This window comes from Rhodococcus sp. NBC_00297 (genome assembly GCF_036173065.1).
In the GTDB taxonomy this organism is placed as follows: domain Bacteria; phylum Actinomycetota; class Actinomycetes; order Mycobacteriales; family Mycobacteriaceae; genus Rhodococcoides.
Window position 1 is genome coordinate 2,162,471 of record NZ_CP108041.1, and the last position, 24,487, is coordinate 2,186,957.

Annotated in this window: 21 protein-coding genes and 1 pseudogene; 16 read left to right on the forward strand and 6 right to left on the reverse strand. The window is 68.0% G+C overall.

Annotated features, from left to right (window positions below; translation table 11 throughout):
* Nucleotides 1-19: 19 nt before the first annotated feature.
* Nucleotides 20-1,195 (reverse strand): alpha-hydroxy-acid oxidizing protein, encoded by a 1,176-nt coding sequence (locus tag OG947_RS10420; protein WP_328813864.1) that lies wholly within the window; start codon nt 1,193-1,195, stop codon nt 20-22.
* Between the two features lie 79 nt (nt 1,196-1,274).
* On the opposite strand from OG947_RS10420, the gene mgrA reads away from it, so the two are divergent.
* From mgrA to OG947_RS10435, 3 genes and pseudogenes are all read left to right on the forward strand, one after another.
* The gene (gene mgrA / locus OG947_RS10425; protein WP_328813865.1) at nt 1,275-2,321 is read left to right on the forward strand and encodes an L-glyceraldehyde 3-phosphate reductase; all 1,047 of its coding nucleotides are present in this window, start codon (nt 1,275-1,277) and stop codon (nt 2,319-2,321) included.
* A gap of 117 nt (nt 2,322-2,438) precedes the next feature.
* A pseudogene (locus OG947_RS10430) lies at nt 2,439-3,353 on the forward strand (ATP-binding cassette domain-containing protein); the annotation flags it as partial.
* Nucleotides 3,350-4,177, forward strand: a complete 828-nt coding sequence (locus OG947_RS10435) for an ABC transporter permease (RefSeq protein ID WP_027506565.1) — start codon at nt 3,350-3,352, stop codon at nt 4,175-4,177. The pseudogene OG947_RS10430 and the gene OG947_RS10435, both read left to right, overlap by 4 nt.
* On the opposite strand, the gene OG947_RS10440 is transcribed toward OG947_RS10435, so the two are convergent.
* Nucleotides 4,159-7,407, reverse strand: coding sequence for a BTAD domain-containing putative transcriptional regulator (locus tag OG947_RS10440; RefSeq protein WP_328813868.1), 3,249 nt, complete (start codon nt 7,405-7,407; stop codon nt 4,159-4,161). The two genes, OG947_RS10435 and OG947_RS10440, sit on opposite strands and share 19 nt — an antisense overlap.
* A gap of 57 nt (nt 7,408-7,464) precedes the next feature.
* Between OG947_RS10440 and OG947_RS10445 the strand changes: the two genes are divergently transcribed.
* The gene (locus OG947_RS10445) at nt 7,465-8,454 is read left to right on the forward strand and encodes an NAD(P)H-quinone oxidoreductase (RefSeq protein WP_027506563.1); all 990 of its coding nucleotides are present in this window, start codon (nt 7,465-7,467) and stop codon (nt 8,452-8,454) included.
* A 10-nt stretch (nt 8,455-8,464) separates the two neighbouring features.
* On the opposite strand, the gene OG947_RS10450 is transcribed toward OG947_RS10445, so the two are convergent.
* On the reverse strand, nt 8,465-9,667 hold the full coding sequence (locus tag OG947_RS10450; protein WP_328813869.1) for a cysteine desulfurase-like protein: 1,203 nt from the start codon (nt 9,665-9,667) through the stop codon (nt 8,465-8,467).
* 94 nt (nt 9,668-9,761) lie between these two features.
* Here OG947_RS10450 and OG947_RS10455 point away from each other — a divergent pair, with 94 nt between their 5' ends.
* The 5 genes from OG947_RS10455 to OG947_RS10475 are packed head-to-tail and all read left to right on the forward strand — an operon-like array spanning nt 9,762 to nt 13,842.
* Nucleotides 9,762-10,373, forward strand: coding sequence for a bacterial proteasome activator family protein (locus tag OG947_RS10455; protein ID WP_051613544.1), 612 nt, complete (start codon nt 9,762-9,764; stop codon nt 10,371-10,373).
* A gap of 27 nt (nt 10,374-10,400) precedes the next feature.
* Nucleotides 10,401-11,276 carry a galactan export ABC transporter permease subunit Wzm/RfbD gene (gene wzm / locus OG947_RS10460; protein ID WP_027506560.1) on the forward strand — a complete coding sequence of 292 codons (876 nt, stop codon included), beginning with the start codon at nt 10,401-10,403 and terminating at the stop codon, nt 11,274-11,276.
* 15 nt (nt 11,277-11,291) lie between these two features.
* Nucleotides 11,292-12,116, forward strand: coding sequence for a galactan export ABC transporter ATP-binding subunit Wzt/RfbE (gene wzt / locus OG947_RS10465; protein WP_056443150.1), 825 nt, complete (start codon nt 11,292-11,294; stop codon nt 12,114-12,116).
* Complete coding sequence (glfT1, locus tag OG947_RS10470; protein WP_056444218.1) at nt 12,109-12,996, forward strand: galactofuranosyltransferase GlfT1; 888 nt, start codon at nt 12,109-12,111, stop codon at nt 12,994-12,996. The genes wzt and glfT1 overlap by 8 nt, the downstream gene beginning before the upstream one ends.
* Nucleotides 12,997-13,035: 39 nt before the next feature.
* Nucleotides 13,036-13,842 carry a class I SAM-dependent methyltransferase gene (locus tag OG947_RS10475; protein WP_307096776.1) on the forward strand — a complete coding sequence of 269 codons (807 nt, stop codon included), beginning with the start codon at nt 13,036-13,038 and terminating at the stop codon, nt 13,840-13,842.
* On the opposite strand, the gene OG947_RS10480 is transcribed toward OG947_RS10475, so the two are convergent.
* Nucleotides 13,835-15,709, reverse strand: coding sequence for a glycosyltransferase (locus OG947_RS10480; protein ID WP_056443146.1), 1,875 nt, complete (start codon nt 15,707-15,709; stop codon nt 13,835-13,837). The genes OG947_RS10475 and OG947_RS10480 overlap by 8 nt on opposite strands.
* Nucleotides 15,710-15,862: 153 nt before the next feature.
* Between OG947_RS10480 and OG947_RS10485 the strand changes: the two genes are divergently transcribed.
* From OG947_RS10485 to OG947_RS10505, 5 genes are read left to right on the forward strand one after another with little or no spacing between them, the layout of a single operon-like run.
* Complete coding sequence (locus OG947_RS10485) at nt 15,863-18,109, forward strand: hypothetical protein (RefSeq protein ID WP_328813873.1); 2,247 nt, start codon at nt 15,863-15,865, stop codon at nt 18,107-18,109.
* A gap of 38 nt (nt 18,110-18,147) precedes the next feature.
* On the forward strand, nt 18,148-19,173 hold the full coding sequence (locus OG947_RS10490) for a glycosyltransferase (protein WP_056444213.1): 1,026 nt from the start codon (nt 18,148-18,150) through the stop codon (nt 19,171-19,173).
* Nucleotides 19,170-20,111 carry an NAD-dependent epimerase/dehydratase family protein gene (locus OG947_RS10495; RefSeq protein ID WP_056443141.1) on the forward strand — a complete coding sequence of 314 codons (942 nt, stop codon included), beginning with the start codon at nt 19,170-19,172 and terminating at the stop codon, nt 20,109-20,111. Before OG947_RS10490 ends, OG947_RS10495 begins: the two co-directional genes overlap by 4 nt.
* 60 nt (nt 20,112-20,171) lie before the next feature.
* Nucleotides 20,172-20,645 (forward strand): GtrA family protein, encoded by a 474-nt coding sequence (locus OG947_RS10500; RefSeq protein WP_231476428.1) that lies wholly within the window; start codon nt 20,172-20,174, stop codon nt 20,643-20,645.
* Nucleotide 20,646: 1 nt separating this feature from the next.
* Nucleotides 20,647-21,495 carry a glycosyltransferase family 2 protein gene (locus OG947_RS10505; protein WP_027506551.1) on the forward strand — a complete coding sequence of 283 codons (849 nt, stop codon included), beginning with the start codon at nt 20,647-20,649 and terminating at the stop codon, nt 21,493-21,495.
* Here the strand turns inward: OG947_RS10505 and rfbB are convergent, their stop codons facing one another.
* Nucleotides 21,496-22,500 (reverse strand): dTDP-glucose 4,6-dehydratase, encoded by a 1,005-nt coding sequence (rfbB, locus tag OG947_RS10510; RefSeq protein ID WP_328813874.1) that lies wholly within the window; start codon nt 22,498-22,500, stop codon nt 21,496-21,498.
* Between the two features lie 57 nt (nt 22,501-22,557).
* Between rfbB and rfbA the strand changes: the two genes are divergently transcribed.
* Nucleotides 22,558-23,433, forward strand: a complete 876-nt coding sequence (gene rfbA / locus OG947_RS10515) for a glucose-1-phosphate thymidylyltransferase RfbA (RefSeq protein WP_328813875.1) — start codon at nt 22,558-22,560, stop codon at nt 23,431-23,433.
* A complete protein-coding gene (locus OG947_RS10520; protein ID WP_222641408.1) occupies nt 23,430-23,987 on the forward strand; it encodes a dTDP-4-dehydrorhamnose 3,5-epimerase family protein in 558 nt (185 codons plus the stop codon). Before rfbA ends, OG947_RS10520 begins: the two co-directional genes overlap by 4 nt.
* On the opposite strand, the gene OG947_RS10525 is transcribed toward OG947_RS10520, so the two are convergent.
* A complete protein-coding gene (locus OG947_RS10525; protein WP_328813876.1) occupies nt 23,984-24,445 on the reverse strand; it encodes a GtrA family protein in 462 nt (153 codons plus the stop codon). The genes OG947_RS10520 and OG947_RS10525 overlap by 4 nt on opposite strands.
* Nucleotides 24,446-24,487 lie beyond the last annotated feature (42 nt).

The following is a 24,487-nucleotide window of genomic DNA, read 5'->3' on the forward strand; positions in this document are numbered from 1 at the left end:
CGTGCCGACCTGCGCATCTTCAGGACCGGTACAGAATCGACCCGTCCACCTCGGTGACCGACGACAGCCCGGCCAGTCCCATGGTGATGTCGAGGTCGCCCAGCAGGCACCGCAGCGCATGGACGACACCCTCCCGGCCCGCGAGTCCCAGGCCGTACACCCACGGCCGCCCGTAGAACACCGCGTCGGCGCCGAGGGCCAGCGCGACCACCACGTCGGCGCCGGAGCGGACACCGGAATCGAGCAGCACGGTCGCGTGATCCCCGACGGCCGCGGCGACGGGTTCGAGCGCGTCGAGCGCGGCGATCGAGTTGTCCACCTGTCGCCCACCGTGATTGGAGACGACGACGCCGTCGGCACCCGCGTCGACGACGGCACGGGCGTCGTCGGGGTGCAGGATCCCCTTGACCACGACGGGCAGATGCGTCCACTCACGCACCCGCGCGACGTCGGACGGGCGGATCGTGTGGTTGCCGAACATGCCGACCCAGGTGAGCACCGCGATCTGCAGCGCCTCGGCACTCTCCTCGGGAGGCGACGCCAGGCGTGAGCGAAAGACCGGATCGGACAGGTAGTTCGCGATGCCCTCGGCGCGGAGGAAGGGCAGATGACCGAGCGTGAGATCGCGCGGACGCCACCCGATGCCGGGGGTGTCCGCCGTGACGACGATGACCTTCGCTCCCGCCGCGGTGGCACGACGCACCAGTGACTCCGCGACGCCGTCGTCCGACGGCCAGTACAGCTGGTACCACCAGTTCTCGCCGGACTCCGCAGCGACGTCCTCGAGCGGAGTGGACGACGCGGTGGACAGCACCGAGCCGATCCCCAGCTCGGCGGCGGCCGACCCGACGGCGGGTTCCGCCGCGGGGTGCACCATGCCGAGGACGCCGATCGGCGCGGTGAGCACCGGTGCGGCGAGGGTGGTCCCCAGCACGGTCACCGACAGGTCGCGGGCGTCCGGTGCGCTGGCCCCGCGCCACATCCGGGGAACGATCCTGCGGGAGCCGAACGCGTCGACGTTCCCACGCGCCGTGCGTTCCGTGGACGCACTCCCGGCGATGTACGCGAAGGCGGCCGCGGACAGCGTCTCGCGCGCCCGCTCCTCGAGACCGTCGGCCGTCATCGGCAGGTCGGGGGTCGTGCCGCCGAGCCCGGTCAGGTAGATCTCGTTCTGGAAGTTGCCGAAAGTGCTCACACGCAAACGCTAGCGAACGCGCACGCCCGGCAACACGATTTCACGCTGGTGAGCGTCACATGTCCGGCAGGATGGCGCCATGCCGGATCCCTATGTCGCCTCCCCCGACCGCTACGACACCGACCGCCCGACCGCGATGCCCTACCGCCGTACCGGTGAGAGCGGACTGAAGCTGCCCGCCATCTCGCTGGGGCTGTGGCACAACTTCGGTGACGACGTGCCGCTCGCCACCCAGCGCGCCGTACTCCGCCGGGCGTTCGACCTCGGCATCACCCACTTCGATCTCGCCAACAACTACGGGCCGCCGTACGGCAGCGCGGAGATCAACTTCGGCCGCATCCTGCGGGAGGACTTCGGGCCGTACCGCGACGAGCTGGTCATCTCGACGAAGGCGGGGTGGGACATGTGGCCGGGCCCGTACGGCTTCGGCGGGTCGCGCAAGTACCTGCTGAGCTCACTGGACCGCTCACTCGAGCGCATGGGGCTCGACAGCGTCGACATCTTCTACAGCCACCGCCCCGACAAGGACACACCCGTCGAGGAGACCGCGGGCGCGCTGGTCAGTGCCGTCGAGCAGGGCAAGGCGCGCTACGTGGGCATCAGCTCGTACTCGGCGGCGCGCACCCGCCAGATGGCGGCACTGCTGTCCGATGCGGGAGTGCCACTGCTGATCCACCAGCCTAGTTACTCGATGCTCAATCGCTGGATCGAGTCCGATCTACTGCCGGCCGTCGACGAGCTGGGAGTCGGCGTGATCGCGTTCTCCCCTCTCGCGCAGGGCATGCTGACCGACAAGTACCTCGGCGGCATCCCCGACGAGTCGCGCGCGGCACAGGGGAAGTCGTTCGATCCCGAGTGGCTGACCGAGGACATGCGCGGGCATCTGAACGCGCTGAACGACATCGCCGCGGCGCGGGGGCAGTCGCTCGCCCAGATGTCGTTGGCGTGGGCGCTGCGGGACCCGCGGGTCACGACGGTGCTGATCGGCGCCTCGTCCGTCGAGCAGCTCGACGACAACGTGGGTGCACTCGCGCAACTCCGATTCGACGACGACGAACTGAGCCGCATCGACGAGCACGCCAAGGAGTCCGGCATCAACCTGTGGGAAGAGCCGTCACGGATCTGATCCGACACCGGCACGACACCGGCACGACAGTGCCGTGACAGCGGGGCGGTGCACGCTGAGCGCATGCAACCAGCCATCGAAGCAGACAACCTCGTCAAGAACTTCGGCCGACAGCGCGCGGTGGACGGCGTCAGCCTGACCGTTCCCCGCGGCGCGGTCTACGGAGTTCTCGGACCCAACGGAGCGGGAAAGACCACCACGGTCCGCATGCTCGCCACCCTGCTGCGCCCGGACGGCGGCAGCGCACGGGTGTTCGGCCACGACGTCGTCGGGGAGCCCACGGCCGTGCGTTCCCTGGTCGGCGTGACGGGCCAGTACGCGTCGGTCGACGAAGACCTCACCGCAACGGAGAATCTCGTCGTGTTCTCCCGACTGCTCGGCCTCGGCCGTGCCGAGAGCCGACGACGTGCGAACGACCTTCTCGAGGAGTTCGCCCTCACCGAGGCCGCGTCGAAGCCGTTGAAGAATTTCTCCGGAGGAATGCGGCGGCGACTCGACCTGGCCGCGAGCCTCATCTCGACACCTCCGCTGCTGTTCCTGGACGAACCCACCACCGGCCTCGACCCTCGCACGCGCGTACAGATGTGGGACACCATCCGCCGACTCGTGTCCGAGGGCACGACGGTCCTGCTGACCACCCAGTACCTCGACGAGGCCGATCAGCTGTGCGACCGCATCGCCGTCATCGACCGGGGACGCGTCATCGCCGACGGCACGGCCGACAGTCTGAAGGCGTCGGTGGGAACGTCCACGATGACTCTGGTGATCGCCGACCCCGGACGCACCGAGGAGGCACGTGTCCTGGTCAGCACCCGCCTCGGTCTCGACGCGTCCGCGGCCACCGGATCGGGCCGCGTCACGGCGCCAATGAAGGATGCCTCGGCGACACCGGACATTCTGATCTCGTTGCGGGACATCGGGATCGACGTCGCCGAGATCACCGTCGCCAAACCCAGCCTCGACGAGGTCTTCATGTCCATCACCGGTCGGCCCGACTCCGCGGCCGCCACATCCGAGGAGAACGCCGCATGACCACCACCCTGACCAGCCCCACCTCGGCGCCCAGCTTCGTCGACGCCCCGGTCGAGCGGATCTCCGTCTCGATGTCCGCTCGCCACACCGTCACGATGGCGTATCGAGGTCTGCTCAAGCTGAAGCACAACCCGGAGCAACTGTTCGACGTCGTCTTCGTTCCGGTCGTCTTCACCTTGATGTTCACCTACATCTTCGGCGGTGCCATCTCCGGCGACATCGCGAGCTACCTGCCGGTCATCATTCCCGGAATCCTGGTCCAGACGGTCATCACCACGTCGATCGTCACCGGCACGCAACTCCGTGAGGACATGGACAAGGGCGTCTTCGACCGGTTCAAAGCCCTTCCGATCGCACGTATCTCACCGCTGGCGGGCGCACTGCTCGCCGACGTCGTCCGGTACGTCATCGCCACCGTCATCACGTTCTCCACAGGTTTCGCCATGGGCTACCGACCCGAGGGCGGTGCGGTAGGAGTTGCGCTCGCCGGCGGCCTGGTGATCGTGTGCGCATGGTCGATCAGCTGGATCTTCGCCTTGATGGGTGTCCTGATGAGCAAGGCGTCCGCCGTGCAGGGCGTGTCGATGTTGATCCTCTTCCCGTTGACCTTCCTGTCGAACGCCTTCGTCCCGGTGGACACCATGCCCGGATGGCTTCAGGCCTTCGTGAACGTGAACCCGGTTTCCCAGGTGGTCACCGCGGTGCGCGAACTCGCCGGAACCGGCCACGCCGGAATCCATGTGGTGTGGTCGCTGCTGGGCGCGGCGATCATCGTTCTGGTCGTCGCTCCACTCACCGTGCGCACCTACATGCGTAAGGCCTGATCCGTCAGCGCGGCCAGGATCAACTCCGCTGCGGCGGCCCGGGTGCGGGGCCGCCGCAGCAGGGCCGTCTCCACCGCGTCGATGCCGAGCACCCGGCGCGCCAGACCCAGATGCAGGTCGATCGTCATCGACGGGAAGTCCTGTCGCGCCGCGACGGACGTCGCAGCGGCCAGAAGAATCGGTCCTTCGTGCGATCGCCCGCAGGCGATCAGATACGACCCCACGGCGCAGGCCACGGCACCGAGCTGAGGAAGATCCCCTCGCGCCAGAGCACTGCGGGGAGCGCAGACGCGGGTGCGGATCCACCGAACCAGATCCTCCACCCTGCCATGATCGCCGTGCAGCACATGCGCATCCACGCAGGCGCAGGCCAACATCACGGCGTACGGATCTCCGATGTCGTCCCACCCCGACCGGCACTGCTCGGCGGCGTCCCGATACAGCGCCAGACCGGTGGACACATCTCCTCCACGCAGCATCGCCTCGGCCCGAGTTCCGAAAACCGTGGCTCGCGTCTGATGCCTCATCGCCTCGTCGGACGCGACCACCGCAAGCCCCGTGGTGATGCGATCGCCGTGCCCGAAATCCGACAGCAGAGCCAACCCGTCACCGACGCGGTCCGCGGCGACGAGAGACGCAGCGGCGAAGGTCCGCGTCTGAACACTCTCCTCGTACGCGTGGAGGCGCCAGAGCAACTGCGCCCCGTGGAGATAGAACTCGGCGGCCTGCTCGTGCCTCCCGGTCTGTCCGTGGATACTCCCCAGTGACTGAGCAGCCTGAGCCATGCCCCACAGATCGTCGGCATCGTGCGAGATGGACGCCGCGGCGCGAAGATCGCGTTCCGCGCCGTACAGGTCACCGCGGTTCTCCCGCAGCGATCCGCGCAACATCAGCGCGGTACCTCGAATCTCCGGGTCTGCAGATCTGACCGCCTCCGCGAGCACCCTCGCCAGCCCTGTGCCGTCGGCGCGGTGCAGGAGCAGCATCGCCGGGAACCGCAGGGCCGGAGAAGTTCCCGGTCTGGCCCGCAGAACGCGTCGCAACGCGGTGCGCGCGCGGGCCGCCTGCCGGGGCGAGCCTCCGTATCCCAGGTGCGACGCCATGAAGACGTAGGCGAACACGACGATGTCGTCGGGGACACCGCGGGGATCGACATCGGTCGCATCGAGAAGGCGCACCGACCAATTGACGACTTCCGAGTGCGCACCCCGCACAGACCACAGGTAGGCAAGAGCGGGGAAGATCGTGAAGACGTCGGACCAGCGCTGTTCGACCGCCGCGATACGGAGCACTGCCAGCAGATTGTCGTGCTCGGCGTCGATCGCCGGAACGACCGCGTTGCGGTTGCCGTTCCGATGCAGTTCGAGGGCCTGCCGTGCGACGGACGAGGCCCACGCGACCATCGCGTCGGTGACCGCGTCGCGCTCGGCGGGGTCGCGTGCCAGGTGCTCCTCGCCGAATTCGCGGACGGTCTCGAGCATGTGGAATCTCATCCCGTCCGACTCGTCCACCGTGAGCAACGAGTGCTCCACCAGACCGTCCACCGCGTCGTCGATGCGGTCACCCGGCTCGAACTCGGCTACCGCCCGCGCAGCATGCGAGGTGATGCCGGCAGGAAAGCGGCACAACCGTCGGAGCGCACGGCGCTGACCGTCGTCGAGCAGTTGCCAACTCCAGTCGATGACGGCATGCAGCGTCCGATGCCGCTCCGGTCGAGTCCGATCCTTGCTGCGCAACAACGAGAATCGATCGGCCACCGCGTTGTCGATCTCCTCGATGCTCATCGACCGAGCACGCGCCGCGGCCAATTCGATGGCCAACGGCAGACCGTCGAGACGGGTGCACAACCGTGCGATCCTGTCCGGGTCGATCACGACGGTCGGTCGTACCGCCCGCGCACGGGCGATGAACAGATCGGTGGCCGGTGAACCGCCCGCATCGACGACCAACGGCGGAAGAGGGTAGATCGACTCGGCAGCGACACCCAGCGGCGTTCTAGACGTCGTCAGGATGCGCACCAGATCGCTCGCCCCGATCACTTCGTCCACCACGCCGGCCACATCGGTCGACACGTGTTCGCAGTTGTCCAGGATCATCAGCAGAGGACGCGATGCCAGCGCGTCCCGAAGCCGGTCACGCGCGGAATGGACAGGACCGATGGGCAAGGACCCCATCACGACGTCCGCCTCGTTCAGTCCCAGGGTTCCACTGATGGCGGCGACCACGTCGTCTCCACTCCGCAGAGGTGCCAACTCGACGACGACAACCGGAACCCGTTGTGTCGCACGACGACCGATCTCGTGAGCCAGGCGCGTCTTGCCACTTCCGCCGGGACCGGTGACGGTCACCAGTCGCGCTCGGGACAGCAGGCTCTCCACCGCCGCGATGTCGTCCGTCCGGCCCACGAGCTCGGTGGAGGCGTGACGGACTCCCACCACCGGGTAGCCCGACAGCGCGACCGGCTCGACCGGAACTGTCGCGCCGAGCAGATCGGCATGCAGTGCCGCGACGACCGGCGACGGATCTATGCCCCACCGATCTGCCAGCAGCTCACGGAGTTCGGCGAACACGGCGATCGCATCGGCCGTGCGACCCGCGGCGTGCAGCGCACTCATCATCGACGACGCCGCGGTCTCGTCGGCACGGTCGCGGTGCCAGCGTCGGCGTGCGATCTCGATCGCGGACGCGTGGTCACCGACATCCGACGACGCAGCCACGGCGATCGAGTCCAGCGTGTCGCGGATGTCTGCCGCAGCCTTCGCGACGTCGGCCGCCACGGTGCTGTCGCCCAGATCACCTCCGGGCTCGCCTCGCCACAGCGCGACCGCGTCGGCAACCGTGTCGAGTGCTTGCGCAGGTTCCAGGGACGATGCCGACGCGGCGAGCAGCTGGGCTCGCCACAGGTCGACGTCGTTCGAATCGAGTGAGAGGCGGTACCCGGCCGGTCCTGTCTCGATCATCGGTGCCACCGACCGCAGACGCGAGACCTGGGTCTGCACGGCGGACTTCGGCGACTCCGGTCCGCCGTCGGGCCAGAGTTCGTCGATGATCGTCGACACCGAGACGAACTTGCCGGGAGTCATCGCGAGAAGCGCCAGCAGTGTCCGCGCTCGCAGACCCGGCACACCCGAGAACTGCGTACCGACGCGGATGCGGACGTCACCCAGCAGGCCCACCACCGGTTGTCCGATGCCGGGCCGCACGTCGTTCGCATCGTCTCGTCCGGTCACCGAGTCGAATGGTATGACCTCGTCGCAACTCACGCCCCGCGGCATACCATCGACCCTGTGCATGCGATCACACTGACCGAATACGGCGACCCCGATGTCATGGTCTGGAGCGAGGTACCCGATCCCGTACCGGGGCCGGGAGAAGTCCTGATCTCCATCGCGGCGTCCGCCGTCAACCGCGCCGATCTGCAGCAACGGCAGGGCAACTACCCGCCGCCCGCCGGCGCCTCCGAGGTGCTCGGTCTCGAGTGCTCCGGTGTGATCGCCGACGTCGGTGCGGACGTCACCTCGTGGAACGTCGGCGATCGGGTCTGCGCGCTGCTCGCGGGTGGCGGCTACGCCGAGCAGGTGGTGGTGCCGGCCGGACAGGTGCTGCCCGTTCCCGACGGGCTCGACCTGCACGTGGCCGCATCGCTGCCCGAGGTCGCGTGCACGGTGTGGTCCAACGTCGTCATGTATGCCGGCTTGTCCGCCGGGGACACGTTGTTGATCCACGGCGGTGGCAGCGGCATCGGCACGCACGCCATCCAGGTGGCGAAGGCCCTCGGCGCGCGCGTCGCGGTGACCGCCGGCTCGGCGGAGAAGCTCGAGATCTGCCGATCGTTCGGCGCGGACATCCTCATCGACTACAAGACCTCGGACTTCACCGAGGAGTTACGGTCCGCGACGGACGGGCACGGAGCCGACGTCATTCTCGACAACATGGGCGCGAAGTACCTGTCCCCCAACATCTCTGCGCTCGCCATGGACGGCCGACTGGTCACGATCGGCATGCAGGGCGGCCGGGTGGCCGAGTTCGACTTCGGCGCGCTGATGGCCAAGCGCGGCAGTGTGCACTGCGCCGGGTTGCGGGCGCGCCCCCTCACCGGCCCGGGCGGCAAGGCCGACATCGTGCGCCAGGTGCGCGAGCACGTGTGGCCGATGATCGCCGACGGTGCGGTCGTGCCCGTCGTGCACGCGGAGGTGCCGGTGTCGGACGCACCGCAGGCTCATCGCATGCTGGACGACCACGCCACGGTGGGCAAGGTGATCCTGCGCGTCCGCTGACGGGCGCGGATCAGGTCAGCGTCTCGAGAACCGTGACGAGCTGGTCGATCTCGTGCCGCGTCGTGTACGGGGCCAGCCCCACCGTGATCGCGCCACCGGCATCGGCGACACCCAGCGACTCGAGCAGGCGGCTGCCGCCGTGCAGGCCACCGACCACGTCGATCCTGTTGTCCGCCAATCGCGCCGCCACCTTGTCGGAGTCGACGCCGTCCACGCTGATGCTCAGGCACGGGATGCGGCTGGACGCCTGACCGATGGCCATGACGTGCGGCAGTGCCGCCACGCGCTCCTGCAGGTACGCGAAGAGCCGATCCTGGTAGTCCTGCAGCGAGCCGATGGACATCTCGAGGCGCTGTCGACGCGTCCCGCTCGCGTTCTCGTCGAGGGCGGCGAGACAGTCGACGGACGCGGTCATGCCCGCGAGCAGTGAGTAGTGCAGACCGGCGACCTCGAGCCGCGCCGGACCCTTCGCATCGGTGTCGAGCGCCTGCGACGGCAACCGGTCGAGCAGCTCGGGGTCCCGGAACACCAGCGCTCCGACGCGAGGCCCACCCCAGGCCGCGGCGTTGACGGCGACGACGTCCGCCCGGAGTTCCTCGATGTCGAGCACCGCGTAGGGGGCCGCACCCACCGCGTCGACGACCAGCAGCCCGCCGGCGTCGTGCACGAGGTCGGCGGCGACACGGACGTCGGGGGCCGACCCCACCACCGTCGACGCCGCGGTCAGCGCGACGAGCCGAGTGTTCGCCGCGATGAGTTCCCCGAACTGCCAACTGGGGAGCTCGCACGTCTCGATGTCCACCTCGGCCCACTGCACCTGGGCGCCGTACCGATTGGCGATGCGCAGCCACGGTGCCACGTTCGCCTCGTCGTCCAGCCGGGACAGGACGATGCCCGTACCGAGGCCGAGACGCGTGCTGAGGGCTTCCGCGAGAGCGGTCAGGAGGATGCCGTGGTCCGGACCGAGGACCACGCCCTCGGGGGATCCACCGACCAGATCTGCGACGGCCTGCCGAGCATCGTCGGCGACCTTCGCGCTGCGCTGCGCGTAGGGGTGCCGACCGATGTGCGTCGATGCGGTCCCGCGGAAGGTGGTGGACACGGCCGTGGCCACCCGGTCGGGGATCTGCATGCCCAGCTGCGGATCGAGGTGGATCCAGCCGTCGCCGAGCGAGGGAAACAGCCCTCGTACGCGGGCGACGTCGTAGGTCATGCCGCACACTCTAGGCGCCGACGGCGACAGGGCGGGCACGCACGGGCACGCCCCGGACCCCACCCTGGTGAGCGACCCGGGTCAAGATGGAGACATGACGTCTTCACACGAGCAGAACTCGGACGGCGGCCGCGCGGACGACAGCGCCGACCACGTCGTCGTCATCGGTCCGGACGGGCAGCCGATCGCGCTCAGTCCCCGCGAGGCGGCGGCCGCCGCGGCCCGCGCGAACGTCACCGGGGCCGGCGACTCGTCGGACGGCGACGACCAGGAATCGCTGGCGGACATGGTCGAGCAACCCGCCAAGGTCATGCGCATCGGCACCATGATCAAGCAGCTCCTCGAGGAGGTGCGCGCGGCACCGCTGGACGACGCCAGCCGCACCCGCCTCAAGGAGATCCACACCTCCTCCATCCGTGAGCTCGAGCAGGGACTCGCGCCGGAGTTGCGCGACGAGCTCCAGCGCCTGGCGTTACCCTTCGGCGAGGACGCGGTGCCGTCCGACGCCGAGCTCCGCATCGCCCAGGCACAACTGGTGGGCTGGCTGGAGGGACTGTTCCACGGCATCCAGACGGCACTCTTCGCTCAGCAGATGGCGGCGCGCGCCCAGCTCGAGCAGATGCGCCAGGGTGCACTTCCGCCCGGTGTGTCCATCGGCGGCGGCGGTCAGGGCCAGCACGGGCAGGGCACCGGCCAGTACCTCTGACGGTTCTCGTCTGTAGGGTCGTCGGTCGTGGCAGCACCAGCGATCGACTCGAACACCGGGGACTCGAACTCCGGGGATGCACCCGCGTCCGATTCGCAGACGTTCCGCCGGGCCGTCCGCGATCTCCGGCAGGGCTACGCCCAGCGTGAGCTGTGGCTGAGCCTCGGGTGGCAGGACATCAAGCAGAGGTACCGGCGTTCCGTCATCGGCCCGTTTTGGATCACCATCGCCACGGGTGTGCAGGCCGTCGCGATGGGTCTGCTGTACTCGGTCCTCCTCGACATCGACCTGAAGTCGTTCCTGCCCCACGTCACCGTCGGGCTCATCATCTGGAACCTCATCAGCGCGTCGATCCTCGAGGGCGCCGACGTCTTCGTGGCCAACGAGGGCCTGATCAAACAGCTGCCGTCGGCACTGAGCGTGCACATCTATCGGCTCGTGTGGCGCCAGGTGCTGCTCCTCGGCCACAACATGCTGATCTACCTGATCATGCTCGCGGTGTTCCGTCCCGAGCTGCACTGGACCATCGTCATGGCGATCCCGGCGTTCGGTCTGATCGTCGTCAACATGGTGTGGGTGTCACTGCTCTTCGGCATCATCGCCACCCGCTACCGCGACCTGGCCCCGATCCTCGGCAGCGTCGTCACGCTGCTGTTCTTCATGACGCCGATCGTGTGGACCACGGCGAATCTGCAGAAGATGGGCGGGGCCGCGGCGGACCGCGCGCGGCTGGTGGAGATCAATCCGCTGTTCCACTACCTCGACATCCTGCGCGCGCCCCTGATCGGCGAGGACCAGCAGGCGTACCACTGGTACATCGTGCTGGCGTTCACCGTGGTCGGCCTGGCCGTCACCATGGTGGCGATGCGTACGTTCCGGGCCCGCGTGCCCTACTGGGTCTGATCGGACGAGACACACATGACAGTCAGCATCGAGACGCACGGCGCGTGCGTCGACTTCCCCATCTTCGACGCCAAGACCCGGTCGCTGAAGAAGGCGTTCCTCGGCAAGGCCGGCGGCACCATCGGACGCAACAGCAGTGACGTCGTCGTCGTGGAGGCGCTGCGCGACATCACGCTCTCACTGAAAGAGGGCGACCGCGTCGGACTGGTCGGCCACAACGGTGCGGGCAAGTCGACGCTCCTACGCCTGCTGGCGGGCATCTACGAACCCACCCGAGGCAGTGCCGTCGTGCGGGGTCGCGTCGCGCCGGTCTTCGACCTGGGCGTCGGCATGGACCCGGAGATCTCCGGCTACGAGAACATCATCATCCGCGGCCTGTTCCTCGGCCAGACACGCAAGCAGATGATGTCGAAGATCGACGAGATCGCCGACTTCACCGAGCTCGGCGAGTACCTCGACATGCCGCTGCGCACCTACTCGACGGGCATGCGCGTGCGCATCGCCATGGGCGTCGTCACGAGCATCGACCCCGAGATCCTGCTGCTCGACGAGGGCATCGGCGCGGTCGACGCCGAGTTCATGAAGAAGGCGCGCACTCGTCTGCAGAAGCTCGTGCAGCGCTCGGGCATCCTCGTCTTCGCCTCGCACTCCAACGAGTTCCTCGCCCAGCTCTGCGATTCCGCGATGTGGATCGATCACGGCCACGTGCGGCAGCAGGGCGGCATCGAGGAGGTCGTGCGGTCGTACGAGGGCGACGACGCGGGAGACCACGTCGCGCACGTCATTCGTGAGCTGGAGGCCGCGGATCGTGGCCAGGCCGATCACGACCCGCATGCCTGAGTTCATCGTCGGCGTGGTGGTCACCCACCGGCGCCGCGAGCTGCTGGCCCAGTCCCTCGCCGTCCTGACGTCGCAGACCCGTCCGCTCGACCATCTGATCGTGGTGGACAACGCGAACGAGACCGCGGTCCGCGAGCTCGTCGAGAGCGCGGCCGTGCCGACCACCTACCTCGGGAGCAAGCACAACCTCGGTGGGGCCGGCGGCTTCGCGCTGGGGATGCTGCACGCGCTGTCCCTCGGTGCCGAGCGGGTGTGGCTCGCCGACGACGACGGCAGGCCGGAGGGGCCGGACGTCCTCGCCACGCTCCTCGACTGCGCGGTGCGCCACGGCCTCGACGAGGTCTCCCCCGTCGTGTGCGACATCGACGATCCCGATCACCTCGCGTTCCCGCTGCGACGCGGCACCGCGTGGCGACGCTGGCGGTCCGAACTCGGTGACGAGGAGTTGTTGCCGTCCTACGCGTCGTTGTTCAACGGTGCGCTGTTCTCGGCCGCTGCGATCGACGCCGTCGGTGTCCCCGACCTCCGGCTCTTCGTCCGCGGCGACGAGGTCGAGATCCACCGTCGCCTCACACGCTCGGGGCTGGCTTTCGGCACGTGCCTGCAGACCGCGTACCTGCATCCGAACGGCGCCGACGAGTTCAAGCCGATCCTCGGCGGCCGGATGCACACGCAATATCCGGACGACGCCACCAAGCGCTACTTCACCTACCGCAACCGCGGATACCTGATGGCTCAACCCGGCATGCGCAAGCTTCTCCCGCAGGAATGGGTGCGCTTCGGGTGGTACTTCGTGGTCACACGACGGGACCTCCGCGGCCTGCGCGAGTGGTTGCGTCTGCGCAAGCTCGGCCGGGATGAGTACTTCCGCAAACCCTGAACTACGGTATGTCCCCATGACGAGTGGACGGTGCGGGTGATGCGGTGGAGCCGACGCGTCAGAGCCTCGGCGCGAGGCAAGGTCGTGCAGGCAGTCCAGGACGCCGTGGCACCAGAGGCCGACCGTCGTCACAGTGAGCTGATCGACCTGATCACGGGTCAGGCGAAGACGATCGCCGACCTCCAGGAATCCATCACCACGCTGGAGTTCCGGATGCGCCGCGACATCCCGTTCGCCGCCGACGTCGAAGCCACGGCGTCGAGCGCCGACTTCGCCGAGACACATCTCCCGATGACGCCGTCCTTCACCCACCCCGACCTCACGCTCCGACACGCGCTCAGAGCCGTCTCCATCGACGGCATGGCACTCGAGTTCGGGGTCGCCACCGGGACCACCCTCGGCACCATCGTCGACGAGTGGCGCCGCGCCGCCAACGTCGGAGTCATCGCCGGCTTCGACACCTTCGAGGGCCTGCCGGAGGACTGGCGCACCGGCTTCGAGGCCGGGACCTTCGCTCAGGACGCTCTACCGGACGTTCCGGGAGCGCACCTGGTGAAGGGCATGTTCCAGCAGACCCTCGGGCCGTTCCTGTCGAAGAACCGCGGCCCGGTCGCGTTCCTGCACCTCGACGCCGACCTGTACTCGTCGACCGACTTCGTCCTGCGTCGTCTCGAGTCACGACTGGTGCCGGGCACCGTCATCGTGTTCGACGAGTTCTTCAACTTCCCCGGCTGGGCCCTGCACGAGTACAAGGCGTGGACCGAGTTCGTCCACCGCACCGGGGTGACGTTCGAGTACCTCGCCTACACGTCCAACAACGAGCAGGTGGCGGTCCGGCTCACCTGACCGATTCGGTGGTCGGAGCGTCGGCGTCGATCCCGTAGAGCCGGGCCCAGTTCTCGCGTGCGATGAGATCGGCACCGGCCGCACGGTACTGCTCCTGCAGAGCAGGAGCCTCCCGCCGCAGACGCCGCATCACCTTGACGGCACGCACCATCAGCGCGACCCCACGTGCTTTGTCCCGCTTGCGGATTCGAACACCGCCCTGCGATGCGTCGGTGACCACGACATGGTCGAACCTGGCGATGTGCCACCAGTGGGCGTCCTCGCGCGTGACGCCGACGAGACCGCCGATCGTGCGTCCGAGGAACTGGTCGACACCGCGCTTGGCCAACACCGCTCGCATCGCGCTCGGCTCCCCGCCCGCTCGCGACACCCGCACCTCCGCGGAGGGCACCGGCGCGGTGGCCGCCGGGTGCATGATCGTCTCCGGGTACTCCTTGCGGTCGGCTCGGATACGAGCCATCGCCGCCATGCCGCCGTCGGACAGATGGTCCGGCCCCGACAGCCAGTCCTCGATACCCTTCAAGGTGGTGTGGGCGAGGCCGTACTGCATTCCGACGACGTACTCGGCGATGTGCCGCAGGAACATTCGCGACAACACCGTCGTGTTCAGGTCGCTGTGCAGAGACCCGACGATCAGCGAGTTGCGCGTGCTGAAGTACCGCGCCCAGTCGTCGAAATCCTTCCAGTAGAAGTCGGCGTGCCACACCGCCGCGTTGGGCAGCGTGACGGTCGGGAAGCCGGCACGGCCGGCGCGCACGCCGTACTCCACGTCGTCCCACTGGAAGAACATGGGAAGCGGGAGACCGATCTCCTCGACGACCTCGGACGGGATCAGGCACGTCCACCAGGCGTTGTAGCCGGCGTCGACCCGGCGCTCCTGGTTCTTCTTGATCATGCTCTTGTTGGACAACGCCTTTCCGACGGTGCGACCGTGCTGCAGGTGCAGGAAGTCCACCTCCTCCGCGCCGACGTTGAGGTAGTCGGGATTGAGCAGGAACAGCATCTGCGCACCGACCAGGGTCGGCTGCGCCGTGACGTTGGCGAAGGCGCTCAGACGCAGCACCGTCTCCGGCTCACACAGGATGTCGTCGTCCATGAGGATGACGTCGACACCGCTCCGAGACGCGGTCACCTCGTACAGTCCACGCGTGAAACCGCCCGCACCACCGAGATTGGGCTGCCGGAGGTACACCAGGGTGTCGCCCATCCGCGCCCGCGCATCGGCGAACTCCGGCTGATCCTGCACGAGGTCGGTGCCCTGATCCACGACGTGCACGGTGTCGATCAGCGACAACACCACGTCGTCGGACGCCAGTGCGGCCACCGTGTGCGCACAGTCGATGGCGCGGTTGAACGTGCAGATGGCAATGGCCACCGGACGTCTCGACACCGTGGTGGCGTGGGTCCACTCGAGGCCGTCGACGACGGCGGACTCGCCGAACGTCTCGAACTCCAGCCAGAGGGCACCCCCGTCGACGAACTTGTCGAGCGGAGCCTCGAATGTCAGCACGGCGTCGCTCCGCGTCTCCTGCACCGACACGATGCGGCGGTGACCGGCGATGTCCGAGGCCAGCAGTCGCACTCGGACACGGCCGCTCGTCGCGATGCGCAGAGACGCCGTGACCGCGCCGACCGTGGTCCACCGCTGCCAGTAGGACGCCGCGAAGCGCCCGAAGTACGTGTTGGTGTGAGCGAAGGAGTTCTTCGCGAGCGTCATGTCGTGGCGCCTGCGATCCCCGCTGCCCTTCTCGATCTGCACGTACAGATCGGGATTCACTCTGGTGGAGGGGCCGAGGAAGACGCCTCGCTGGAGGACCAACCTGTCGTGGCCGCTGTGCGGAATCGTCGCGGGCGCGGTCGACTGCATCGGTTGTCCAACTCCTGACAGTAGAGACAGGCGTGCTCGTCGCACCCCGTAACAAATGAGACCGGTCTGTGACCTACGATAACAACCGGGAGGGTTCCGTCGCGTCCATGACACTTGCGGGGAACGACGTGTCGGTCAGGAAGCGAGGACGGTGTGACGCACACGCCTGTCGTGACCTCGGTCGAGACGTCCCGTCGAGAGCGCTGGTCCTGGGGTCTCGGCTCCGGTGTGATGGTGGTGCTGGGGTTCGTCGCGATCCTCGTGAGCGACCATCGCTTCTTCTACCTCGACGACACCGAGTCCGGCGCGGTGGGCAACTGGCTGGCTCTGGGCCGCCTGCTGCGTGAAGGGCAGTTCCTCCCCCTCGTCACCACCCAGTGGATGGCCGGCAACTACCCGGTCGAGGGCCAGGGTGGGCTCTGGAATCCCGTGCAGATGATCGTCAACCTCATCTCACCGTCGGTGGACGACCTGGCACTGCTCGCTGCCGTCGTCAAGATCTTCTTCGCCGTGGTGCTGGCGATCGGCGTCTACCGCGTGGCTCTCGAATACGGATCCAGGCCCTCCTGGGCGGCGGTCGCTGCGACTGCCACGCCGTTCGCGGGATTCACCCTCTTCTTCGAGCAGCCGTCCTGGGTGACGTCGCTGATCGGCATGGCCTGGGTGATCAATGCCTGGGCGAGTGCCGTGCGCTATGCCCGCGGCACCTCCGGTCCGCTACCGGTCTTCGCGTTTCTCTACCTCGCCATCAGCGTGGGGTACGTCCACGCGGCCCTCATGGCCGGAGTCGCCGCGGGCGCGGTGATGATCGGCGAGTACCTGCGTGCGCGCGTCCTGATGCCGGTGATCCGACTCGGGGCCGTATCGATCGCCGCCGCCCTGTGCGGCGCCGTCACGTTCCTCCCCGGCGTCCTCACCTCGGGCGTCACCTGGCGCTCGGGCGCCGAGGGAACCCTCAACGACAACTTCCTCGTGGTCCCCTGGTCGGAGACCTTCAGCGCGAGCCTGCCGTCGGCGGTGACCAGCATGGAGTCGTGGAGTGGCGAGACCACCATGGCCCCGGTCACCTACATCGCCTGGTTCCTCGTCCCGGCTGTGGCATTCATCGACTGGCGCCGTGTGCCGACGGTCGTGCGCGAACTGTCCGGTCCCCTCATCGTTCTCGGCGCCCTGCTCCTGTACACCGCGGGGCCGTCCGACATCGGGCCGATCCGTTGGCCCGGACGACTGCTGCCCTTCGTCGCTGCCGCCCTGCTCATCATCGCCGCAGTTCTGCTGAGCCGTTTCGGAACCCTGCGCTCTCTGCGCGGCCGACTGACCGCCGCCGGCGTCATCACGGGCGTCCTGCTGATCCGCGCGCTGTCGTCCGGACCGCAACTGGCCGGCCGACACCTGCTGTCCGTCCTCTTCGTCGTCGTTCTCGGCGGGCTCGTCGTCGCCGTCTTCCGCGCGCGCAGGGCGACCGCCGCCACCGCGCTGCTCATGGTGTCTGTCATTCCCGTCGCGCTGTACCAGATCCACAACTACCGGCCCGTTCTGAGCGAGTGGAACTTCCCGTCGTCCCAGCAGGAGGCGCGTGCGGAGTTCCCGGACTGGACCGGGACCACGCTGCAACTGGGCGATCGGGCCCTGTCCGACAGATCGCCCGAGGACGCCACGGATCGCTGGCGTGCGCAGGTGTACGGCAACTACGCCAAGGTGCTCGACCTGAACTACGTCAGCGCCTACACGCCGGTCGGCCACCAGGCGTTCTCGGAACTGTTGTGCGTCGCCTACGAGGGCACCACCTGCCCCGATGCGTACCGCAACGTGTTCCGTCCCGACGTCTACACCGGGCGGACCACGGCGGATCTGATGTTGCTCGACCGCGTCGTCGTCCAGAAGGCGCAGTACCCGATGTGGCGGCAGCTTCCGGTTCCTCCCGGATGGCGCTGGGTCGACGTCCCACGACCGCAGTCCGACCAGGTCGCCGTCCTCGAACGGGTCGACGGGCCGGTGTCGACGCAGGAGGGCACCGTGTCCGCGACGGTGAACGCCGACGTCGAGCCGGTGCGCTCGAGCGACGTCGACGAGAGCCTGCGGGTGAGCTCCGCCGCCGGCGGCAGCGTGGTCTTCGCCAGGCTCGCCTGGCCCGGATACACGGCCACGCTGAACGGACAGCCGTTGCAGACCAAGGGGCTGGGCGACACCTTCCTCTACGTCGACCTGCCCCCGGGTACCACCGACGCCGATCTCGAGCTGACTTTCCGCCCGCCCGGGTTTCGGCTCGGACTGGCTGCCATGGGCGCTGGAATCGTCGTTCTGCTGGGCCTCGTCGTGCTCGACGTCCGACGACGGTTCTCCGCGCGACCGCAGTCGTCGGCCGCTCGCTCGTCGGCAACCGGCCCCTCTGCGTTATAGGGTCGGCTCTCGTGACTGACGATCAGCTTCCGCACCGGATCTCGGTCATCGTTCCCGTCTACCAGGGTGAGAGGACCCTCGGCCCGTTGACCGACGAGCTCGAGACCCTCACCCGGCCCTTTCTGACCCCCGGTCGCCGACTCGCGGTGGTCGAGGAGGTCCTGTTGGTGTTCGACCACGGCCCGGACGGATCCGCGGCCGTCATCCGAGACCTGGCGGACCGTCACTCGTTCGTCCGCGGAATCTGGCTCAGTCGCAACTTCGGGCAGCACCCCGCGACGCTCGCGGGCATGGCCTCGAGTGGCGGCGAGTGGATCGTCACGATGGACGAGGACGGGCAGCACGATCCCGCCGACATCGGCGGACTTCTCGACACCGCACTCGACGAGCAGGCCTCGGTCGTCTACGCCCGCGGTACCAACGCCGCCCCGCACGGACTGTGGCGCAACGCGACGAGCAAGGGTTCGAAGTGGCTCATCGCCAAGGCGTTGGCCGGTGAGAACACCGTGCAGTACAGCAGCTTCCGCATGGTCGTGGGCGAGGTCGGACGGTCGGTGGCCGCCTACGCCGGATCCGAGGCGTACCTCGACGTCGCACTCGGGTGGATCGCCGGCAGTGTGACCACCAGCCCGGTGACGCTGCGCGAGGAACAGGGACGGCGTTCCGGCTACAACCTGCGGACCCTGCTGTCCCACTTCTGGCGCATGGTTCTCTCCAGCGGCACCAAGGGTTTGCGTCTGGTCAGCGTGCTGGGGGTGGTGTTCGCCGTTCTCGGTCTCGTCCTGGTCGCCTATCTCCTCGTCGTGTACACGTTCTTCGACCCGGACACCGAGGTCCGCGGCTGGGCGTCCACCATGGTCGTCCTGCTGTTCGGATTCGGGGCCACCCTGTTCTCTCTCGGCGTCGTCGCCGAGTACGTCGGCGTCAACGTGAAGACCGCGATGGGAAAGCCTCCCTATCTGATCGTGGGCGATCCGGCTGCCGGGCCACTGGGTCGGGCCGACCGGGTGTCCCCGAGCCCGGACGCCGAGAACCGGGACGCCGAGAACCCCGACCTCTCGTGACGACGTTGTCCTGGGTCGTCGGGAGTGGTGGACTTCTCGGCTCGGCCGTCTCCGCCGAACTCGCCCGTCGTGGGCACCGGGTGGTGACCGAGACGATCCCGTGGCTCGACGAGGACGCGGCGCGCACCGTGATCACCTCTCGCGCACGAGCGGTGGCCACCTCCGACGCACGCCGCGTCAATGTCGTGTGGTGTGCGGGCGCAGGCGTCAACGGCACGCCGCGCGCGGCCTTCGACCGGGAGAACGACCTGTTCGCGCACGCGTTGGCACAGCTCGAGTCGTATGCGGTCCCGAGGCCGGAGCCTGTCACCGTCTTTCATGCGTCGTCCGCCGGTGGGGTCTACGCGGGCACGCCCGACGCACCGCACGACGAGTCGAGCGCGGTCGCGCCGCTGGGCGAGTACGGCCACGCGAAGCTACGCGCCGAGCAGAGAGCGGTGGATTTCGGTCGACGCACCGATGCGTCGGTGGTGGTCGGCCGCTTCGCCAACCTGTACGGACCGGGACAGAACCTGTCGAAGCCGCAGGGACTCATCTCCCACCTGTGCCGCGGGTACCTACTGGCATCACCCATCTCGATCTATGTGCCCATCGACACCCTGCGCGACTACCTCTACATCTCCGATGCGGCAGAGATGGTGGCGGACGCCCTGGACGTCGCCGCGCGGGAGCGCACGGAGCCCGTCACCAAGATCTTCGCCTCGGGGAATGCCGTCACCATCGGCGCCATTCTCGGCGCGTGCAGGTCCGTCTTCCGTCGGCGACCGCTCGTCGTCCAGGCCGCCTCCCCGTTGTCCTCGCTCCAGGGCCGTGACCTGCGTCTTCGATCCACCGTCTGGCCCGAGATCGATCGCAGGACTCACCGCACGCTGCCCGCCGGCATCGCCTCGACGCTGGAGTCCATCCGGTCCTCGCTCCTCGCCGGCCACCGCGGGTGACGAGCCCGGAGCGGGTCCGCGAGTTTGTGCCACGGTGAACGCTGCTGAGACACTGCCGTGGTGACCGCCGATCAACCTGCCGACGACGACCGTGTCGTCGTGGACGCGCAGCCGGTCGGCCCGCTCCTCCGCCTGATGGGCAACCAAGGACTCGTCTTTCTCCTGGTGGGCGGCTTCAACACGGTGCTCGGCACCGTCTGGTTCATCGTCTGGCAGCTCGCGATCGGTGACACGCTCGGCTATCACGCCGCGATCGTGCTCGGCTACCTGTGCAACGTGCTGACTGCCTTCTGCACGAATCGCTACCTGGTCTTCCGGGTGCGGGGACACGTGCTTCGCGACTTCTGGCGGTTCGTCGTAGTCAACTCCGGGGCCTTCGCGGTGAACCTCGCCGCGATGACCGTCGCCGTCTCGGTACTCGGATTCGCGCCCATCCCGTCCCAGCTGGTCATCACACTGCTCACCGCCTGCATCAGCTTCTTCGGCTACCGCGACTTCTCGTTCAAGCGCTCGTCCTCGGTGAAAGGTTCCTGACATGGCACCCCGCGTGTCGATCGTGGTCCCGGCGTACAACAACGCCGACTTCATCGGCGAGACCATCGAGTCGATCCTGAGTCAGACCTACCGAGACTTCGAGCTGGTGATCGCCGATCACGCGTCGACCGACTCCACCCTCGACGTCATCGCCCGCTACGACGACGATCGCATCCGCGTCGAGCACACCGAGGCCGGCGGCGGAGCGAAACGCAACTGGGACAGAGTGAGTCGACTGGCCACGGGCGAACTGATCAAACTCGTGTGCGGCGACGACACGATCACCGAGACGTCGATCGCCGACCAGGTCGCCGCGTTCGACGCGCACCCGTCGGCCGTCCTGGTGGCGTCGCAACGCACGCTCGTCGACGCCGCCGGCAAGACCATCATCGCCACGCGTGGACTGGGAAAGTTGTCCGGCCTCGTCGACGGACGCACGGCCGCACGCACCGCAGTGCTCGCCGGCTCCAACATCTTCGGTGAGCCGGGATGCGTCCTGATGCGACGAGACGCCCTCGCCGACATCGGCTGGTGGGACAACGACCACCCGTTCCTCATCGATCAGGCGACCTTCACGGAGGTCGCACTCAAGGGTGACGTGGTGGCCATCCGCTCGTCGCTCGCGGCGTTCCGCATCAATGCCGGGCAGTGGAGCGTGCGCCTGGCGCGGGAACAGGCGGGGCAGGCCGCGGGATTCCATCGGAAACTGCGCGCGGCCTACCCGGACCTGCTGTCCGAGAACGACGTTCGTATCGGTAATGCTCGCGCGCTCGTGACGTCGTTCCTGCGCCGCGCGGTGTACGTGCTGCTGCGGCGGCGCATCACGCACCAGCCGCCGGAACCCGTCTGATCAGAGCGTCCGTTCGCCGGCCGATGCGTAGGCCGCTTCAGTCGCGGCTTTCTGCGGCGCCCACCAGGATTCGTTGTCGCGGTACCAGTCGATGGTGGCGGCGAGTCCGCTGCGGAAGTCGGAGTAGCGGGGTGTCCAGCCGAGTTCGGTGCGCAGGCGGGTGCTGTCGATGGCGTAGCGCAGGTCGTGGCCGGGGCGGTCGGTGACGAAGTCGAAGTCGGCCTTGTCGTGGCCGCAGAGTTCGAGGATGGTCTCGACGACGGTGCGGTTGTCGACCTCGCCGTCGGCGCCGATGAGGTAGGTCTGGCCGAGGGCGCCCTTGTCGATGATGGTCCAGACGGCGGTGTTGTGGTCCTCGACGTGGATCCAGTCGCGGACGTTGAGTCCGGCGCCGTAGAGCTTGGGGCGGATGCCGGTGAGGACGCCGGTGATCTGGCGGGGGATGAACTTCTCGACGTGCTGGTAGGGGCCGTAGTTGTTGGAGCAGTTGGAGATGGTGGCGCGGACGCCGAAGGAGCGGGTCCAGGCTCGCACCAGCAGGTCGCTGGAGGCCTTGGTGGAGGAGTACGGCGAGGAGGGGTTGTAGGGGGTGTTCTCGGTGAACCGGGCGGGGTCGTCCAGCTCGAGGTCGCCGTAGACCTCGTCGGTGGAGACGTGGTGGTAGCGGACGTCGTGGGTGCGGACCGCTTGGAGGAGGGTGGTGGTGCCGACGATGTTGGTGTGCACGAACGGCCAGGGGTCGCCGAGAGAGTTGTCGTTGTGGGATTCGGCGGCGAAGTGGACGACGAGGTCGGTGTCGGCGACGAGGCGGTTCACGAGGGCGGTGTCGGTGATGTCGCCGTGGACGAAGGTGATGCGGTCGGCGACAGGCTCGAGAGAGTCGCGGTTGCCGGCGTAGGTGAGGGCGTCGAGGACGGTGATCTCGACGTCGGGGCGGGTACGGGCGGTCAGGTGCACGAAGTTCGCGCCGATGAACCCGGCGCCGCCGGTCACGAGCATTCTCATGGGCGGCACTTTACGTGGGAGAGCGGCGCGAAGCGCAGTCTGAAAGACTCGACCATCATGCGAGGAATCATTCTGGCCGGTGGCACGGGGTCGCGGCTGCATCCGATCACTCAGGGCGTGAGCAAGCAGTTGGTGCCCGTCTACGACAAGCCGATGATCTACTACCCGCTGACCACGCTCATGCTCGCCGGGATCCGCGACATCCTGATCATCACCACCACGCAGGACGCCGAGCAGTTCCAGCGGCTGCTCGGTGACGGCTCCCAGTTCGGCATCTCGCTGACCTACAAGGTGCAACACGAACCCAACGGCCTCGCGCAGGCGTTCGTGCTGGGCGCCGAGCACATCGGCACCGAGGGCGCCGCACTGGTGCTGGGGGACAACATCTTCTACGGCCCCGGCCTCGGCACGCAGTTGAGCCGGTTCGGGGACATCGACGGCGGCGCGGTGTTCGCCTACGAGGTCTCCGACCCCACCGCGTACGGGGTCATCGAATTCGACGAGAGCGGCACCGCCCTGTCCTTGGAGGAGAAACCGGCGCACCCGCGATCGAACTACGCGGTGCCGGGGCTGTACTTCTACGACAACGACGTCATCGCCATCGCCCGCGACCTCGCCCCCTCCGCTCGCGGGGAGTACGAGATCACCGACGTCAACCGCCACTACCTCGAGGCGGGGACCCTGCAGGTGCAGGTGCTGCCGCGTGGGACCGCGTGGCTCGACACCGGCACCTTCGAATCACTCCTCGACGCCTCCAACTACGTGCGCACCATCGAACAACGCCAGGGACTCAAGATCGGCGCCCCCGAGGAGGTGGCGTGGCGACGCGGGTTTATCACCGACGACGACTTGCGCGCCCGCGCGCAGACACTGCTCAAGTCCGGATACGGGGCATACCTGCTGGACCTGCTCGAGAGAGGACACCGACCGTGAGCTTCCGCGAACTGCGCGTCCCCGGGGCGTTCGAATTCACTCCCCGCCAGTTCGGCGACGACCGCGGGGTGTTCTTCGAATGGCACAAGGACTCCGCCTTCACCGCCGCCGTCGGCCACCCTCTGGAACTGCTGCAGGCCAACTGCTCGGTCTCCGCCGCCGGTGTGCTGCGCGGCATCCACGTCACCGTCGACCCACCCGGACAGGCGAAGTACGTCACCTGCACCCGCGGCGCATTCCTCGACGTCGTGGTCGACCTCCGCAAGGACTCACCGACGTACGGCACCTGGGACTCGGTGCTCATCGACGACGTCGACCGCCGCGCGGTGTACCTGCCCGTCGGGCTGGGGCACGCGATCCTGTCCCTTGAGGACCACTCCACGGTGATGTACCTGTGCAGCCTCGAGTACACCCCCGGAGCGGACCGCGACATCCACCCGCTCGACCCCGACCTCGCCATCGACTGGCCCACCCACGGCCGCGACGGCACGCCCCTGACCTACCAACTCTCCGACAAGGACGCCGCGGCACCCGCCTTCAAGGACTGGGCCTAGCGCAACTTGAAGATCACCGCTCGCTGGACCACGAAGTTGATCACCGTCGCGGTGCCCTGCGCGACGACGAACGCCGCGGCGCTGTAGAGGATCGTCTCGGGCCACAGGTGCCCGAACAGCGTGTACAGCACGTTCTGGACACCGAACGTCGCCGCGTACAGGACGACGACGGCCACGAACCGCGCCCGCGACGGCGGTGCCGCGAACGTCCAGCGCCGGTTGATCAGGTACGCGACGGTGGTGCCCACGACGAATCCCGCGGCCTTGGCCAGCGAGAGCTGCACGTCCAGGCCGTACTGCAGCGCGATGGTGATGGAGAAGTCGACGACGGCCGACAGCACCCCGGTGACGAGGAACCGGACGATCTGGGTCCGCAGATCCAGCGCGTCGTCGGCGGTGTTCTCCGTGACGGGGATCTCGACGGGCAGAGGAAGGCGCTGGTGATCGTCTGATGACACAGAGCGTCAGCGTACTGGCCCTCTCACTGCCTGTAACCTGAC

Bases quoted from the DNA above. Each gene is read 5' to 3' on its own strand.
- rfbB (WP_328813874.1), bottom strand. From the start codon at position 22,500: ATGAGAATGCTCGTGACCGGCGGCGCCGGGTTCATCGGCGCGAACTTC.
- OG947_RS10450 (WP_328813869.1), bottom strand. From the start codon at position 9,667: ATGACCTACGACGTCGCCCGCGTACGAGGGCTGTTTCCCTCGCTCGGC.
- OG947_RS10505 (WP_027506551.1), top strand. From the start codon at position 20,647: ATGGCACCCCGCGTGTCGATCGTGGTCCCGGCGTACAACAACGCCGAC.
- glfT1 (WP_056444218.1), top strand. From the start codon at position 12,109: ATGCCTGAGTTCATCGTCGGCGTGGTGGTCACCCACCGGCGCCGCGAG.
- OG947_RS10435 (WP_027506565.1), top strand. From the start codon at position 3,350: ATGACCACCACCCTGACCAGCCCCACCTCGGCGCCCAGCTTCGTCGAC.
- mgrA (WP_328813865.1), top strand. From the start codon at position 1,275: ATGCCGGATCCCTATGTCGCCTCCCCCGACCGCTACGACACCGACCGC.
- rfbA (WP_328813875.1), top strand. From the start codon at position 22,558: ATGCGAGGAATCATTCTGGCCGGTGGCACGGGGTCGCGGCTGCATCCG.
- wzt (WP_056443150.1), top strand. From the start codon at position 11,292: ATGACAGTCAGCATCGAGACGCACGGCGCGTGCGTCGACTTCCCCATC.
- OG947_RS10475 (WP_307096776.1), top strand. From the start codon at position 13,036: ATGCGGTGGAGCCGACGCGTCAGAGCCTCGGCGCGAGGCAAGGTCGTG.
- OG947_RS10455 (WP_051613544.1), top strand. From the start codon at position 9,762: ATGACGTCTTCACACGAGCAGAACTCGGACGGCGGCCGCGCGGACGAC.
- OG947_RS10480 (WP_056443146.1), bottom strand. From the start codon at position 15,709: ATGCAGTCGACCGCGCCCGCGACGATTCCGCACAGCGGCCACGACAGG.